The sequence below is a fragment of the Dactylosporangium siamense genome, from assembly GCF_016862795.1.
GTDB lineage: Bacteria > Actinomycetota > Actinomycetes > Mycobacteriales > Micromonosporaceae > Dactylosporangium > Dactylosporangium siamense.
The window spans coordinates 1-15,083 of record NZ_BONQ01000126.1 but is presented as its reverse complement, the minus strand read 5'-3'; the positions used below and the strand labels follow the sequence as shown (position 1 = coordinate 15,083).

The window sequence follows — 15,083 nt, the reverse complement described above, 5'->3', positions numbered from 1 at the left end:
CTCACGGTCTTAACCCACGGGGATGGGCCCGACCAGCCGGTCGATTCTCGAGAGCAGGCGGTCGTTGTTCAACGTCCCGACGTCCTTGAGCTCACCGGCGCTGTCGATCATGACGTAGATCCCCGCTCCCGTGGTCATGAACCGCTTCGCCACCGCGCCGTCGGCGCCGGACAGGTGCGTCACCTTGTCGAGCTCCCATTTGTCGATGAACTGGCGCTGCGCGGCGGCATCTCCGTCGACCGCGATGCCGATGACGTTGATCTTGCCCGCGTAGCCGGTCGCGACCCTCCTGACGCCCACGGCCTGCTCGGCGCAGGTCATGCTGGACGGCGACCAGAACCACAGCAGGGCGGCCTTTCCGGCGAGGCCGGCACCGGCGAAGTCGGCGCCGGCCAGGGTTTTCGCCGTGAATTGCAGCACGAGCGGCCCGCTCGGGCTGCTGGCAACCGCGGACGGCGAGGCTGACGGTGAGGTGGAAGGGGGGGAAGCGGAGGTCGAGGACGGGGCCGCGACCGGATCTGATGATCCGGTGCAGGCAGCATCGCCGGCGAGAGCAACGACGAGGGGCAGAATGAGACGAAGACGGCGCACGGCGACACCATACTGATCTTCGTCGAACCACGCTGCCCCGAGGCGATCATGGCACGAGGAGCGCCCCGCCGGCCTTGACGCGGCGCACGACCGGCGCGGTCTCGACCGACGTCACCCCGTCCAGGGCACCGATGTCAGTGGCGATGTACTCGTAGAGGTCGCCCAGGTCACGGCAGATCACCGCGGCCGCGACATTGGCCGGGCCGGTGGTCGCCGCGGCGTACGCGATCTGCGAATGGCCGGCGAGCGCCCGGGTGGTGGCGGTCAGTGCGGCCGGGGCCACGGTCAGCCACATCATCGCCTCCGCGTGGTAGCCGAGCAGCGCCGGCTCGATCTCCACATCGAAATACAGCACACCGCCCCGGCACAGGTCCTCGAGGCGCCGCCGGACCGTGGTCTCCGACCAGCCGGTCGCCGCCGCCAGCCCGGCCAGTGGAGCGCGGCCGTCCCTCGCGAGCTCGGCGAGCAGCGCATTGTCCTCCCGCGTCGATGGCTGCCGGCTCCGTCGGCGGCAGCACCGCTGTATTCGAGGCTGCTGACCGACGCCACGGCGCTCGGTGCGCTGCCCGCTGCGTCGCCGTGGGAATGCTGGCGCCCCGGCCGCGCCGAAGGCCATCTGATCGGCGGCGTGATCAACCGCCTCGCCCTGGTGCAGGCGACGCCGGTCGCTGTGCCGCTCGACCGGTACGACGGCGCCGTGCTGTTCTGGGAAGAGTTGGGCGGCGGGGCGTCCTACGTGTGGACCTACCTCCAGGTGCTACGCCACGCCGGCATCCTCGACCGCATCTCCGGCATGGTCGTGGGCGTCCCACGCGACATTGCCGGCCTCGACGCGTCCCCGACCTTGGCCGACATCGTCCTCGACGCCCTCGGCAACCGCGACATCCCGGTCCTGGGCAACGTCGACATCGGCCACGTCGGCGCGCGCCGTGCAGGCCGGGTGAGCGCGCGGCGAGGACGTCGACACCTTCGTGCAGGTAGTCGTATCCGGTCGAGACGCTGATCGCGTTGTCCACGGCCAGTTGACCCATCCGGGTGCCGTCATGGAACCAGCGCAGGACGAGGACCGCCTGCTCATGGCAGGACAGCGATCTGGTTCGCTGCCGGGTGCCGCGCCGGGCGCGTTCGGCTGTCAGCAGACCGGCCAGGAAGTCCATCGTCTCGTCGCGTACCGGCAGGGTCGCGGTGTATGTGACACTCATCGTCGGCGCAGAGCCCCAAGTGAAGTTGATCTGTGAGAGGACCACCTTCATACCGGGGTTCTGCGTCTTTTCGTTGCACCACAACAGGTTCCGGCGTATCACCCGCCACGCAACCGGAGATCACCCAGCGTCAGCACGCCGTTGCGCGGAATGGCTCCGTGTCCGTTCTTCGCAACCATCACCCAAACTGGCGCGTTCGGGGAGAGGGTCGCCGCAGACCTGGCACCACCATCTGGTCTGGCAGTCCCGCAGCCGATCCCCGTGCGGGTGCCGAAAGTAACGCGGGGGCCGCCGGCGACAACGGTGATCCACGGCACCGGCATCCCGTCGAGGACCGGACGCGGCCAACCGGCCGGATTCGACTCTGCCATGTCACTTCACAGCGGTGAGGTGCGCGTGGTCTCGGCGTCGCGATCGATTGCGGCCGCTGCTCATCGAGCGTCAACGACCCGATGCAAGGGATCGCAGCGGAACGCCGTCATGTCGGGTATGCGGAACGGATCGTCTGCTGTACCGCCTTTCTTGTGACCCGATCGGCCCCATCCGGGGCGCCGCGCATCGACGAATGTCGGTAGGTTAGCCGGCAGACGTTGACGCCCGGGAGTGTCATGGTTGCGGAGGGTCGATTGGGTCGCTGTGGCGGTGTGCGGGTTTGTCCTGGTAAGGCAGGCCGGCACGGATCGGCTCGTCGAGGAGTCGGCGACGTGGGCCGTCCAGGAAAGTTGTCCCTCTACACGGGTGAGCTGTCGGCTGGTAGCGGGGGAGTTCGTCCGATCCTTCATGTTCGCCGCGCTGCCGTGGCCGGCGGTCGTGGCGATCACGGCGGTGACGGTGGGATTGCGCAGCCCGTCGGTGCGGTGGTGGCGTGGCTATAGCCAATGGACGGTGCCGCCGCGCTGGGCGGCGCGGCGAGCGACAACATCGACCGGATGAGCGTCAACGACGCCCGCGACGTGGCCGTCATACAGGAGACGACGTGCGTGGCGGCGGTGGCGTTCGGATAGCTCGCGCCGGCCTCGATCGCGCTGCTGTGCCGGCTGGATGTCGTGTACTGGGCGATGCTGATGCTCCTCTACGCGGGTATCGCCGGTTACGCCAGGATGCAGGCCTAATGCACCGACCCGCCCACCGCGATCACCCCGCCGGAGGTGCCCGTCCCGTTCGATCCCTGCGAACGGTGGGCGCTGCGGATGGCGGCCTCCGCCAGCTCGACCTCGTCGCGTCCCGCCGGCACGACGCCCGCGGCGAACCGCCCAACCTCGCCGTCCTCCGCGAACGGATGCGGCGCTACAAGGACCACTACGCCGTCCTGATCAACGGAGCTCGGCAATGACCTGGCGCGTCGCGTTCCGTACTGCCATAACCGTCGGTTGGCTCCTGCTGCTCCTGCCGTTGCAGACGGGGGCGCGCTGCGGCGGGGTCAGCTATGAGGCGGGCGGTGACAGCGGCGGCTGCGAGACGGCCGCCGTGGTCGCCGCCGCAATTGTGGGCGCGGTGGCAGCCGCCGTCGCCGCCGGTGTCGTCGTGTACCGGTTCGTCGCCGCAGCCAAGGCGATCACCGACCTGTCCGTTGGTCTCGCGACCCACCTGCCCTCCGGTGGCTCGGCCGGGCGTGGCGGCGCCCGCGATCTGCCGGGACATGCGGTCGACCCGTCGGAGCTGGGTTGGCGGATGCTGTCCATCGGCGACGGCCGCAGCATTGCGGGCCGCGCCGACGACGACACCTGGAACCCACTGACGGTCACCGGCGTCGGCAACAGCGTCATCGTCGACCAGAACTCCATCCCGCACGTCCTTGGCAACCCGAACGCGAACGCCATGGAGCTCGCGACGTGGACGTTCCTCAACGCCGGGCTCGCCGCCCGCGGCGAGGCATTCGACCCGCGGACCAGGAACGGGTCTTATTACTTCCTCCAGAACGACGGCGCCGCTCTGACAGGCAAAGGCTGGGTCCGCACGGTTGACGGACCCCAGGTCCACGGCACCACCAGCGACTTCATCAAAGTGACCTTCGTTGCTGGCCGGCTGGCATGCGTGGACTCCGTCGAGGCGAGCGAGTCGGATCCCAAATCCAGACAGCTCAACTTCGACGAGATCGCGAACACGATCATCAACAAGATGGGCCCTAAGCCTCGTGGCAAGATGCAGACGCAATTCGTGGTCTACTACGCCCGGACCGATCACGAGGCCGCTACGGTGGCGAACCGGTTCCGTGGCAACCGCAACGTCCGGGTGATCAACGTAGCCACGAACTTCGACACCGGCGAGTTCCTCAGCCCCGCCCACGCGCGTGCACTCGCCGCGCACCAGCACCCTAGGCCCTGAACGCCCGGAAAGGTGGACGAATGGCTCACGCAACAGTGACGGTGTGCGTCACTGAACCGCCGGGACGGGCCGTGGTTGACGTCGTTGCTGCGGCGCTGGAACCGTTCGACATGAACGGCGCCGCCGGCGCCGAAGGCCGCTGGGACCACTGGCAGATCAACGGCACCGCCAGACCGTCAGGCGGCCTGCTCATCCGGCAAGGCTGGGAGAACGATCCTCGGGTGCTGCGGATCTCTCAGCCGCCCGGCGGCTGGCTGCCCGGCCGCTGCGACGGCGCCCCACGCGGCCTGCTCGACTTCGACACCGACCGGGCGGCGGCCCGACGAAAACTTGAGATGAGCTGGGCGGAGTGGGACGACATCGCCCGGCATCACCCACCAGCCCGGCCCATCGAGGAGTTCCTGAGCCGCTACGACACCGACCCGGCTTACTCCCTCGACGACGCCCGACGGGATCATCGCGACCAGCCCCTCATTCAGGCCTTCATCACCGCACGAGGCCTGGATGCCGAGCGCATCTTCTTCAACGAAGCCACCGACCCTGTCTACCGTTATGGCTACGACCGCAACTGGTACATTCGCCGCCTTACAGCGCGCGAGATCCCGACACCCGAACTGCTGACCCTCGACGGCACCTGGACCGATTACGCCGATTTCAGCACCGGCATGTTCGATATGGCCGCCCACGATCGGTACTACATCGCTGCCGACGAATATCTTCAGAATCTGCCACCCGATGTCCACTTGGTCCGCGTCTACATCCACTGCTGACGCGGTCCGACGCCGCCACCAGCCGATCGTGCGCGACCGGCCGCCCGATTGTGGTCGCGATTCTCGCTGTCCAACGGAGTTGACGTCGTTCTCACGTCCACGTGCGGTGCAGGTCTGCTGGGTTCTGGCGTGCGAGCTGCATGGGTTCAATGGAAGTGATTGAAGTCGGTAGATTGTGGTCGGCGGCGGCGGCACGGGGGTGGCTTTGATCGCGCAGGCGATGCGGTGGGCGGGCATGATCGGCGCGCTCGTGTGCGGCTATTTCGTGGCGACGGTGTCGGCCACGGACTGGCTCGCCGGCCCGGACGTGACCTGGGCGGAGCCGTCCGGGTTGAGCTCCTACACCGACGCGCTGCCTCCCGGCGCCGGTGACCTCGTCCGGTTTTTCATGGTCACCGCGCCGAGCCTGGACGCCGTGGTCGCCGTCACCGCGATCACGGTGGGGCTGCGCGGGCCGTCGACCCGGCTGTTCGCGCCCCTGGCCGCGCTCGTCGCCGTGGGGCTGGCGTTGGGGTCGGCGCCCAGCGGCGGGTCGGGCCTCAGCGCTCGCGACGCCGCCGTGCTGCATTACACCTCGACCGTCTCGGCCGCGTTGAGCGGGTATCTCGTGGTGGCGGTGCTGTGCCTGCTGTTCCGGCTGCACACCGTGTACTCCGCGATGCTGGTCCTGCTCTACGCGGCCGTCGCCGTCTTCTACTTCGCTCTTGCACGTCAGATGGCCGAGGCGTTCCCCGCCACGAGCGCGATCCACGCCACCGGTACACCTCGCACCGTCGCGATGCTCTGTGCCGCCGCCGCGGTCTGCGCGCTCGTCGCCACCATCGGCGCCGCCCTGCTACCGAAACTCAGGCGCACCAAACGCATCCTCGTCCTCCGCGCCCCCGGCGCCGCGTGGCGCGCGGTCCGGGACTTCGCGCGGAGCATCACGATCGGCCTGACCCCGACCCGGGACCCGCCCGGCTACGAGACCCGCCCGCAGTTCCGGGTGCTGCTGCTCTGCGGCGCCCTCGGGGCCGCGCTGTGCAGCGGCGCGCTCGTGCTGACGTTCGGCGTCGAGCATCCACCGCCGGCCATCCCCGGCCTGCCCACCGCACCGCCCAGGAGCCCGCGGTGAGGGCGTGGGAGCGGGTGTTCCGCATCGCCATCGTGATGGTCGGCGGCTACCTACTCAACGCCGCGCTGTACCTCTTCGACGAGGGTGCCGCGTCGGGCCTCGGCCAGCTCCCGGCCGTCCAGCGGGTGGTTATCCCGACCGTGTGCGTGGCGTGGCTCGGCTGCCTCCTGGCCCGCCGCCTGCACCGCGAGCAGCGCCCCGGCGCCCCGCTGTCCCGGCGCCTGACCGTCGCCGGGACGGTCGCCCTGCTCGGCCCGTTCGTCGTCGGTCCGCTGATCACGTTCGCCCGGCATCCGCTGCTGTTCGCGGTGTGCGTGCCGACCACCGGGTTCGGCCTCTGGGCCATGTACACGATCCAGCGGTACCGGCGGGTGCCGGTGTGGCTGTACCTCGCCGTGTTCGCGTTCGGTGCCATCATCGCCGTCAGCATGTGCGGCGACATCAACGAGCTCTTCGCCCGCTGGTCCCTGGCCTGGTACGACACCTTCAGCGACGACAACCATATCGAGGCCACTCTTGCCGTCCGTCCGCTGCGCGGCATCAACGCCGGCATCGTCGAGGAGCTCGTCAAGGGCGCCGGCGTCGCCATCGCCTGCCTGCTCGCCCGCCGCCACATCGACGGCGCCGTCTCCGGCGCGGTCCTCGGCGCCGCCTGCGGCCTCGGGTTCAACTTCACCGAAACCATCCTCTACATGAGCAACGGCGACGAAGGCGCCGCCGCGCAGTACTTCGGCCGCCAGATCGTCGGTCTCCTCGCCGCGCACACGGCCTTCTCCGCGATCCTCGGCGCCGCCATCGGCGCGGCCGTCCAGACCCGCGACCGTCGTATCCGTCGCACCGCCATCATCTGCGGCGCCCTCGCCGCCGTCGGCGGCCACGCCTGCTACGACGCGTTCAACTTCACCCAGAACGACCTGCTCCCCGCCGTCAGCGACCTGGTCCAACTCCTCGTCGTGCTCCCCGCGTCGATCCTGCTGCTGCAGGGACCCCTGATCGTCATGCGGGTCCTGCTCACCCGCCACGGACTGCGCACCCAGGCCGCCGGCCTCACCACCGAACTCTGGTCCGAAACCAGCGCCGCGACCGCGATCACCCCACCGGAGGTCCCCATCCTGCTCGACCCCCGGCAACGCCAGGCACTGCACATCGCCGCCCTGCGCCTGCACGGCATCCCCGCCTACCGCAACCTCCGCCGCCTGCACGCCGCCCAGCTCGACCTCGCCGCCTACCGCTGGCACCACACCCGCGCCGAAACCACCGACGGCCTCGGCCACGACCAGCTGGACATCCTCCGCGACCGCATCGACCAGCATAAGCACAGACACGCCGTGCTCACCGCCGAAGCACCTCGATGACCCGGCGCAGCCCCTTCACGACGGCTGTCGTCGCAAAGCGCGCCTATGCAACTCCCGGTCGATCAACGCCTGGCCCGCCCCGACCTGTACGCCAGAAACGTGCCCAGCGGAAAGTTCTCGACCTTCCCCGCAGTCCCCGAGTACTGCCGGTGCTCCCCCGCCGACGCGCGGCCCTTCTTTACGAACCCGGTCTCATCTGCGATCAGCACCCCGTCTACCGCGCCGATCGCCTCGATGACACCCGCCCGCACATCATCACGGACCCCGTCCCGGTCCCACGCCGCGCTGCACAACATGCCCTGCAACCCGTCCGGTGACCCATGACCACCCTGCTCAGCATGGGTCCGACCGTTCCGGCGCTCCAACGGCGCCAGCAACCCTCGCAGATACGCCGCCGCCCGCCGACGCGGCTCCACCCGCAAACCGATGCGAAAACCGGAAGAACAACTCGTTCAACCCGGCATCCCACGACCCCACCAACTCAACATCGACCACAACCAGTCAACGTGCCAACACAAGCGGAGCCACGACACGCTGTTGCAGTATTAAGGCGTGTTTGGTAAGTGGGGTCAGAGCCATTCGTTGATTGCGGCGATGGTGACGGTGGCCTGGTAGCGCACGGCGAGCTTGTCGAAGCGGGTGGCCATGCCGCGGTTGCGTTTGAGCTGGTTGATGCCGCACTCCACCGCGTGACGCTGCTTGTAGAGCTCCGGGTCGAAGGCCGGCGGTCGGCCGCCCTTCGACCCGAGCTTGCGCCGGTTCGCAGCGTGATCGGCCTTGATCGGGATCGTCGCCCGGATCCCATGCCGACGCAGATAGGCCCGGTTCGCCTTCCCGGCGTACGCCTTGTCGGCAAGCACCCGATCGGGGCGGGTCCGCGGCCGGCCACCACCAGGACGCGGCACCCGGATGCGTTGCAGGACCGGCACGAACTGCGGGCTGTCGCCACGCTGCCCAGCAGTCAACAACAACGACAACGCCTCACGCCCCTGTTCACACGCCAGATGCACCTTCGTCGTCCGCCCACCCCGCGACCTGCCCAGAGCGTGATCGTCCGGCTCGTCATCGACCCCGCCCGGCGGCTCCTGCTGCGAACCACCGTCACGATGGGCACCAGCAGCGTGCTGATGCGCACGCACACTGGTGGAATCCACGCTGACGTCCCACCGAACCCGACCGACGGCATCTGCGTGCGCCTGCAACGCGGTCAACACCGCCTGCCACGTCCCGTCGCGCTGCCACCGGCGGAACAACCAGTACAACGTCTGCCACGGCGCATACTCCGTGGGCACGTCCCGCCACGGCGCACCCACCCGGATCCGCCACCGGATCCCATCGATCAACTGCCGTCTGCTCCACTTCGGCGGCCGCCCACGAACCGACACCGCAGGCAGTACCGCGGCAAGAACCGCCCACTGCGCGTCGTTGAGGTCATGCCGCCTCGCCACCGCTACGCTGGCCACGAGGTCTCCGGTGTGAAGGTTTGCTTGGTCGCTAACCCACTTACCGGAGACCTCGCCACTTTTCGATCAACGCCACACCGACGAACGGCCACCAGTCCGACGGCTTACCAAACACGCCTTAGACCGCACGCGGAGGAGATCCGGTGACAGCGCAGGCCCTCGGGCGCCTCAAGGATGCACTGGTATTGGTGCAAGACGATGTCTTTGCGTCAGGTCTCTCGTTCAGGCTTGCCGTTCGGAGCGTGGGCTCCTTCAGAGAACGTTCCATCTATCACGTGACCCTGGAAGACGGCAGGTTCTACGGCGGGGTGAGCGGTCGTGAAGGGGAAACGGAGGAGGACGCGCTGGCCGAAGTTGCCGAAGGTGTCCAAGACCTGTTCGCCGAGGTGCTGAACATCGCATGGCCCGACTGTGCAGTGCACAACCGTGGACTGCACATGCACTGCCCGGCCGGCTCGTCACCGGCATGGTGGTGCTATTTCGGGGAGGGTCACCTGGTGGCACCCGTCGGGGAGCTGTCGGCATTGAACCCTTCCTGAGTTGACTCGGTGGCCGTCCGTCAAGGGCGGGCGGCCACCGACCCGAAGGCCGAGGGCCGATCCCGGGTTGCAGCGTCGAGCGCGATGACGAAGACGGATCCGCCAGCCGGATTGGCACCCCAGCCCAGGTTCGTCATGCAGATGTCTGACGATGGGCTGGTGGCACTGGGGCTGGTCGGCGTGCCGGAGGGCATGCTGACGGCCGCCCGCGCCCGCACCAGCCACTACCGCCGACGCGGCACACCATCCATCAACCGACATCTACATAACGAACCTGGGCTGTCGTGCTAGCCGCGGACCTCGACCTCGTCGGTCATGCTCCAGGCGTCTCCACCCTTAACCTTGACTTTGACGTACCGCGCGCTGACGTTGAGGCTGATGGCGCGGTAGGTCTTGGTCTGCACGCCAGGGCCGATGGCAGGAATGTCGATGCTCGACGCCTGGGTGAAGTTGACGCCGTCAGTGGACACCAGATACGTGACGTTCGGCGGCAAGAACGTGTAGTCGCTACGCACCTGGAACCAGGTACTGTTGATCTCCTTCACGGCCCGCACGCCACCGAGGTCGATGGTGAAAGAATAGTTTGCAACGCCGTTTCGACCCTGCCACTCCGGCCCGTACGCGTTGTTCAGACCATGCGCACCGTTGGTGAGCTTGGTCCCACCAGTGTCCGGGTAAAGGGCATCCGCGGCAACATCAGTGGTGTAGGCACAGCCCACGGCATCGGTCGCGGCGCCGCACCGTGCGAAGTTCGTGTTCGTGACCGGCGTGGCGGGAGTGGTCGCTGTCTTGGTCGCCGAGATGGCCGATTCGTTACCCGACCCGTCGAACGCTTTGATCTGATAGCTGTAGGTGCGGCTACCGTCCAGTTGCCGGTCGACGAACGACGCGGTGGTGCCGAGCTTGTCGGCAACCCACTCATTGTCCCGATAGATGTGGTATCCGGCGATGCCGCTGTTCGTGTCCTTAGAGCCCGTCCACGTCAGTGTCACCTGCTGCGAGTTGTTCACTGTTGCGGACAGCCCAGTCGGCGCAGTCGGAGTGTCTCCGTCCGAACCGTCGCCAGTCGCGTTCACTGCCCACCGGTCGTACGCCTTATCGTACGACGTACTCGCGAACTCCGACCTCGGCGACTGGTAGTGGTTGTAGGCGAACGACCAGAACCCCTCCACGTACGGTTTGACGGCATTCATGTCCGCGACGATGGTCCGTATTGTCATGGGCTGCAGGGACGACGGTCCGACGATGAACGTCTCGACGTCCGAGAAGAGCATGGCCGGCGAGCCGGCAAAGTTCATGGCGTCGCGCATCGCGGAGAACCACTCGCCAACCGTCGCAGCACTGGCGTGGCCGGCACCGACACCGTCCTGCAGAGCGATGATGTCGATGTTGAACCTCTGCAGGAGACGCCCCCACATGGACGCCCACGTGCTTGGACTTTGCCATCCGTACAGTACCGTGTCCACCGCGTTGTAGAACGGCGAGATCGCGATCGGAAGCGTGTTGTCGATCGACCTCAACTCGTTTGTGATGCTACCGAGCAGGTTGCTGACATTGTCTTCCGCCGTCTGTGTCCCGAAGTGCACGTTGTCGATTTCGAACGACAGGTACCAACCCTTGAACGACGCATTGCTGCGATACTTGCCCGCCAGCTCGCGGGCAAGCGCCGTCGCGGTTGCGACCTCGTTGTTGATCCAGTTCGCATCGTTGGCGTACACGTTCCACCATTGGTCGCTGACCTGTAGGCCGATGTACACCTCCATCCCCGTGGCATTCGCCGCTGCAAGCAACCGGGCGACAACGTCGGTGTTCGTGCTGCGCACATATCCGGACTGCGAGGTTGGGAACACCGCGGAACGCTGGCCACCCAGGCCTTTGTCGTAGCTGTTGGCGGTCCACTGGAGGACGACGTGCGACATGTGCTTCGCCTTCATCGCTGCCAGTTCGGCGTTCAGCGTCGCGTTCGACCAGGTGTCCACCAGCGCCGGTTGGATGAAGGATCCGTTCAGCCGTCCCGCGCCGCTCGGGTCGAGGTTCACCGGTGCGGCCGACGCGGTCGGGGTGCACGAGGTGGCACAGGCGCCGTTGATCTCCACCCAGAACTGATCGGCGTTGTACAGGATGCGATCCTGACCGTAGAAGTTCCCGAGGGAGGCGCCGGCCGAGGTGTTGTGAGAGCTGGCGACCGCGCGAACTGAAAAGTCGAAGTTGGGGTTGGACGCGCCCTCTTCCGTCGATCTGAACGGATACTCGTCACACTGTTGTCCTGCGGTGGTCTTTGGGCTCATGCCGGTGCTTGCCGAATAGGGACTGGTTCCGTTGCAGGCAGCAAGACGACTGGTGTTGTTTTGGGCGTAGCGCGCGTCGGTGTTGCTGATGCGGTGCAGGCCGTTGGTCGACGAGCCGGTGTATTTCCCGGGAATGATCTTCGAATGCGATTCCTTCGGGTACGTGGAATTCGGATTGTTCTGCGCGTCCTGGATGTGCTTCGCCACCTGTGCGTGTTTTGCATTGCCGAGGTCATACTGCAGGTGCGGCAGTACCGAGTACATGACGCATCCTTCCGGATACCTTTTACCGAGGTAGGTCAGATAGGTGGCTGAATCACAGCGAACCATGTGCTGGGAGCTGCTGTATTCGCGAATCGGATAAGGTCCACCCTCGGACTTGAGATAGAAGTACCACGAGTGGTACGTCACCGAGTCCGGTCCCGTTCCGCTGGTCTTCGGTGAACTGAGATCCTGGTAGGTCCACCTGTCGTTGACGTTCCAGTCCGTCCAGGTGCCGATCGCTCCGCCCGTCGATCCGCAGTACGGAACCGCCTGCGCGCACTCGGCCTGAAGCAGGAAATTGTATCCCCACACCTTTGTGGGCCAGTCCGGATGCATCGATGTTGGCGCCGGGTTCATCTTCACCGTGCCCGGAATCGCGTGCGTCCAGACGCGCCACGTCCGGTCGTTCTCTGAGCCAACCGCCACGTTGATCACGTTGACCATGGCAACGCCGTCCAGCACGAAATTGCCGTTGACCTCGGTTCCGTACTCCACGACGTAGTAGCCCTGGCTACACCAGAACTTCCGGTTCAGGGTCTCTCCTGACTTAGTGAATGCATTCGGACGGGACAGGCACTCGTTGAGCATCGCCTGGTCGGGCATCGTCGTTGTCACGGTGAACGGCGTGATAGTGCCATCCGCACTACCATCCTGGTCGGATGCCTTGCGGTACGAATGCGAATTCCGACGGGCCGCACTAGTTAGCTCCGCCGCAGCCTGATCCGCGCCGAGCGGCTTACCTTTCGGTGTTGTTTCTGCCGACGACACGGTGGAACGCGCCTGAGAGGATGCTGTCGAAGTCGATGAGGGTGCGACGGTCCGAATCACCGTGTAATTTCCGGACTGCGCGGCGGCGGGCGGAATCATCACGGTGTGATCGAACTCCACCTCGGCACGCGCTTGGCCAACGTCTGTTGTCAAAATGATCCCGCTGGCGACTGCAGCCGCGATGAATATTCTGGTTATCCGTGGATACCTGAACATATTGGTTTGCAACGTGCCTCAGCTCCTAAAGGGCGTCGACTATTCGACGCGCGGTCCTCAGAAGCTAGCAATCTTCTCGTCTTATCCTCTCGTCCGCCGGCATCGCATCCCTGGCCACCTGTTGGATCAGATTAGCCAGGTAGATGACACGAACGCAGGACGGCGTGTGCAATTTTCGCCAGCTGCTCTAGTCTAGGCATTTTCCGTCCGGCAGCGGCCCGCTTGTCATCTGGGCGCCGGGGCCTCCAGGCATGTAATGGAGAACTCCGAAGGCACAAATCTCATCGACACTGACGGCGTAGATAAGGCTGCCGTGCTCGCTGATGTCGTGTTCGCGTGCCAGCCGAACGACAAAATTTGCGTATCCGGCATGTGCGATGGCATCACGGACCACGGCGACGTCTGCTGGCGTGGGCCGGTGCAACGGCATCTGGGGTGGCGGCGCACTGCATGACTGGTCCGCCGGTGTGGTGCAGAAGCCGGCATACGCGACCACGCCCAGCAATTTTCGGCTGGCCAAGCCTCCAGCTGCCTGCTGGTGTGCGGTCAGCGGTCGCCGGTCGGCACGGTCTGGTAGTTGTATACACCGGAGGAGCGGTGTGTCAACGGACACGAACCCACCGCAGGTGTGACCGTAGCCGGACTCCGCCACGTCGGAACGGGGGCCGGACTCATCCGCGGGAGCGACCGAGAGGACAACCACCGCGACGCCGGCAACCGTGATACGCGCCGCGAAGTGTCGCGGTCTCCGACCGCCGCAGATGCCTCTGGTGTCACGCACCGACAGAAGATACGAGGTGTGTCCTTTCTCGGCAGTCATACGGTTGGGCACAGATGACTGATCTGATTGCCGTCGCTCCGTGCACCCCGAGACGGTGGTACGCAACGGTTGGCGCCACCCGGAAAGTCGGGCGTCGGGACACAATCTGTGTTTGCCTGGTGCTGTGGGCGACGTTGCTGGGTTGCGGGAGGCGTGGGGCGCTGTCGAGCGCTGGCTGGCGGTGCATGCGCCGAGGACCCGGGAGGCGGTTGCTAGGCCGGGTGGGGAAGCCGCAGTCGCCGAGGTCGAGGCAGCGGTCGGAGCGGCCCTGCCAGAGGACGTGGCCGAGTGGTACCGGCTGGCCGGTGGCGTGCGCTTCGAAGTGTTTCACCTCGCCGGGCAGCTGATCCCGCCGTGGTACGACCCGTACCCGGTCGACGAGGCGGTCGACATGTGGCGCATGCGGCAGGAGGTGCTCGCGGACTTCGTCCCGGCCGAAGATCAGGAGCAGCTCGAGGGGTTCCTCAGGGACATCAGTGCCCTGCCCGCTGGAACCCCTGGGCCTGAGCATGACCTGCCGGTATGGATCCCGGCGTGGTGGCCGTTCGCGGGTGACGGCGGCGGCGGGGGGCTGCTCATCGATCTGCGTGCCGGACCCGGACGTGGCAGCGTATTGAGCTTCGACCGGGAGAGCAACCCGCGCGGGCCGCTCTGGCCGAGCTTGACCGCGCTCTGGTCCGACGTGGCGCATCGGCTACCGACACCGAACGGTGCGGTCCCAGACCCTGTCGCGGAGGTCTGGAACCCGTCCAGCGAGTGATTGCCATTCCGTCAAGCGTTGGACGTAGGACCCTCACCGGCCGGGTCGCTGGCGGCGACGAGCACGCAACAGACGGGTTCGGCACTGGCTGTGGACGGTGGCTGGGGTAGCGTGGCCACTGTTTCAGTGTTTGCTGAGGCGTCAGCTTGCCGGCGTCGAAGCGTCAGTCCCGTGGTGTAGTAAGGCCGTTCTCGTAAACGAAGATGACCGCCTGGATCCGGTCGTGCAGTCCCAGCTTCATCGGGATCCGCTTGACGTGGGTCCTGATCGTCGACTCCTCCACGACGAGCGCGGCGGCGATCTCACGGTTCGACAGGCCGCGAGCGAGGTGGATGAGGACCTCGTGCTCGCGCGGGGTCAGGTCGGTGAGGCTGGCGTGGGCGGTGTACTGCGGCGCCGGTTGCTGCGCCATCCTGTCCACCACCCGGCGGGTGACCGAGGGGCATGTCCATGCGTTCACCACGCTCGGCGGCGTGCTACCGGGAAGATCCGCTACGACAACCTCCGGGCGGCGGTCGCCCAGGTCCTCGGATTCGCCCGGCAGCGGGTCGAAACCGCCCGTTGGACGGCGTTTCGATCCCACTTTGTCAACGACGGCTGAAAACTGG

At 66.6% G+C, this 15,083-nt stretch carries 14 protein-coding genes and 2 pseudogenes; 9 read left to right on the top strand and 7 right to left on the bottom strand.

Annotated elements, in window-relative coordinates; genetic code table 11:
• Positions 1 to 9: 9 nt before the first annotated feature.
• Entirely contained in the window at positions 10 to 420 is a 411-nt protein-coding gene (locus Dsi01nite_RS39710) for a TlpA family protein disulfide reductase (protein WP_203851555.1), read from the bottom strand.
• A gap of 217 nt (positions 421 to 637) precedes the next feature.
• Entirely contained in the window at positions 638 to 1,207 is a 570-nt protein-coding gene (locus Dsi01nite_RS39705; RefSeq protein ID WP_203851554.1) for an Lrp/AsnC family transcriptional regulator, read from the bottom strand.
• 12 nt (positions 1,208 to 1,219) lie between these two features.
• On the opposite strand from Dsi01nite_RS39705, the gene Dsi01nite_RS39700 reads away from it, so the two are divergent.
• On the top strand, positions 1,220 to 1,594 hold the full coding sequence (locus Dsi01nite_RS39700; protein ID WP_203851553.1) for a S66 peptidase family protein: 375 nt from the start codon (positions 1,220 to 1,222) through the stop codon (positions 1,592 to 1,594).
• Here Dsi01nite_RS39700 and Dsi01nite_RS57740 read toward each other — a convergent pair.
• Positions 1,500 to 1,793, bottom strand: a pseudogene (locus Dsi01nite_RS57740) (helix-turn-helix domain-containing protein); the annotation flags it as partial. The gene Dsi01nite_RS39700 and the pseudogene Dsi01nite_RS57740 sit on opposite strands and share 95 nt — an antisense overlap.
• A gap of 878 nt (positions 1,794 to 2,671) precedes the next feature.
• Between Dsi01nite_RS57740 and Dsi01nite_RS58485 the strand changes: the two are divergent.
• The 6 genes from Dsi01nite_RS58485 to Dsi01nite_RS39675 all read left to right on the top strand — a co-directional run bounded on the left by Dsi01nite_RS58485 (position 2,672) and on the right by Dsi01nite_RS39675 (position 7,357).
• A complete protein-coding gene (locus tag Dsi01nite_RS58485) occupies positions 2,672 to 2,797 on the top strand; it encodes a hypothetical protein (RefSeq protein ID WP_275423449.1) in 126 nt (41 codons plus the stop codon).
• 173 nt (positions 2,798 to 2,970) lie between these two features.
• Positions 2,971 to 3,126, top strand: coding sequence for a hypothetical protein (locus tag Dsi01nite_RS39695; RefSeq protein ID WP_203851552.1), 156 nt, complete (start codon positions 2,971 to 2,973; stop codon positions 3,124 to 3,126).
• The gene (locus tag Dsi01nite_RS39690) at positions 3,123 to 4,118 is read left to right on the top strand and encodes a hypothetical protein (RefSeq protein ID WP_203851551.1); all 996 of its coding nucleotides are present in this window, start codon (positions 3,123 to 3,125) and stop codon (positions 4,116 to 4,118) included. The genes Dsi01nite_RS39695 and Dsi01nite_RS39690 overlap by 4 nt, the downstream gene beginning before the upstream one ends.
• Positions 4,119 to 4,138: 20 nt before the next feature.
• Positions 4,139 to 4,888: a hypothetical protein gene (locus Dsi01nite_RS39685; RefSeq protein WP_203851550.1), complete on the top strand. Its 750-nt coding sequence runs from the start codon at positions 4,139 to 4,141 to the stop codon at positions 4,886 to 4,888.
• 235 nt (positions 4,889 to 5,123) lie between these two features.
• Positions 5,124 to 6,002, top strand: coding sequence for a hypothetical protein (locus Dsi01nite_RS39680; protein ID WP_203851549.1), 879 nt, complete (start codon positions 5,124 to 5,126; stop codon positions 6,000 to 6,002).
• Positions 5,999 to 7,357 carry a PrsW family intramembrane metalloprotease gene (locus tag Dsi01nite_RS39675; RefSeq protein WP_203851548.1) on the top strand — a complete coding sequence of 453 codons (1,359 nt, stop codon included), beginning with the start codon at positions 5,999 to 6,001 and terminating at the stop codon, positions 7,355 to 7,357. Before Dsi01nite_RS39680 ends, Dsi01nite_RS39675 begins: the two co-directional genes overlap by 4 nt.
• A 45-nt stretch (positions 7,358 to 7,402) precedes the next feature.
• Here the strand turns inward: Dsi01nite_RS39675 and Dsi01nite_RS39670 are convergent.
• Together Dsi01nite_RS39670 and Dsi01nite_RS39665 are read right to left on the bottom strand one after the other, a co-directional pair.
• A pseudogene (locus tag Dsi01nite_RS39670) lies at positions 7,403 to 7,834 on the bottom strand (transposase); the annotation flags it as partial.
• Between the two features lie 92 nt (positions 7,835 to 7,926).
• Entirely contained in the window at positions 7,927 to 8,820 is an 894-nt protein-coding gene (locus Dsi01nite_RS39665) for an IS5 family transposase (protein WP_203851546.1), read from the bottom strand.
• Between the two features lie 143 nt (positions 8,821 to 8,963).
• Here Dsi01nite_RS39665 and Dsi01nite_RS39660 point away from each other — a divergent pair, with 143 nt between their 5' ends.
• Positions 8,964 to 9,359, top strand: coding sequence for a hypothetical protein (locus Dsi01nite_RS39660; protein WP_203851545.1), 396 nt, complete (start codon positions 8,964 to 8,966; stop codon positions 9,357 to 9,359).
• A gap of 287 nt (positions 9,360 to 9,646) precedes the next feature.
• Here Dsi01nite_RS39660 and Dsi01nite_RS39655 read toward each other — a convergent pair whose 3' ends face one another.
• Positions 9,647 to 12,799, bottom strand: coding sequence for a DUF4434 domain-containing protein (locus Dsi01nite_RS39655; protein ID WP_203851544.1), 3,153 nt, complete (start codon positions 12,797 to 12,799; stop codon positions 9,647 to 9,649).
• A 1,028-nt stretch (positions 12,800 to 13,827) separates the two neighbouring features.
• On the opposite strand from Dsi01nite_RS39655, the gene Dsi01nite_RS39650 reads away from it, so the two are divergent.
• Positions 13,828 to 14,475, top strand: a complete 648-nt coding sequence (locus Dsi01nite_RS39650) for an SMI1/KNR4 family protein (RefSeq protein WP_203851543.1) — start codon at positions 13,828 to 13,830, stop codon at positions 14,473 to 14,475.
• Between the two features lie 163 nt (positions 14,476 to 14,638).
• Here the strand turns inward: Dsi01nite_RS39650 and Dsi01nite_RS57735 are convergent.
• Positions 14,639 to 15,083, bottom strand: a 445-nt coding sequence (locus tag Dsi01nite_RS57735; protein WP_239136510.1) for a response regulator transcription factor, incomplete at its 5' end; no start/stop codon positions are given.

Coding starts and splice junctions, on each gene's coding strand:
- Dsi01nite_RS39705 (WP_203851554.1), bottom strand. CDS start 1,207: ATGGCCTTCGGCGCGGCCGGGGCGCCAGCATTCCCACGGCGACGCAGC.
- Dsi01nite_RS58485 (WP_275423449.1), top strand. CDS start 2,672: ATGGACGGTGCCGCCGCGCTGGGCGGCGCGGCGAGCGACAACATCGAC.
- Dsi01nite_RS39690 (WP_203851551.1), top strand. CDS start 3,123: ATGACCTGGCGCGTCGCGTTCCGTACTGCCATAACCGTCGGTTGGCTC.
- Dsi01nite_RS39685 (WP_203851550.1), top strand. CDS start 4,139: ATGGCTCACGCAACAGTGACGGTGTGCGTCACTGAACCGCCGGGACGG.
- Dsi01nite_RS39680 (WP_203851549.1), top strand. CDS start 5,124: ATGATCGGCGCGCTCGTGTGCGGCTATTTCGTGGCGACGGTGTCGGCC.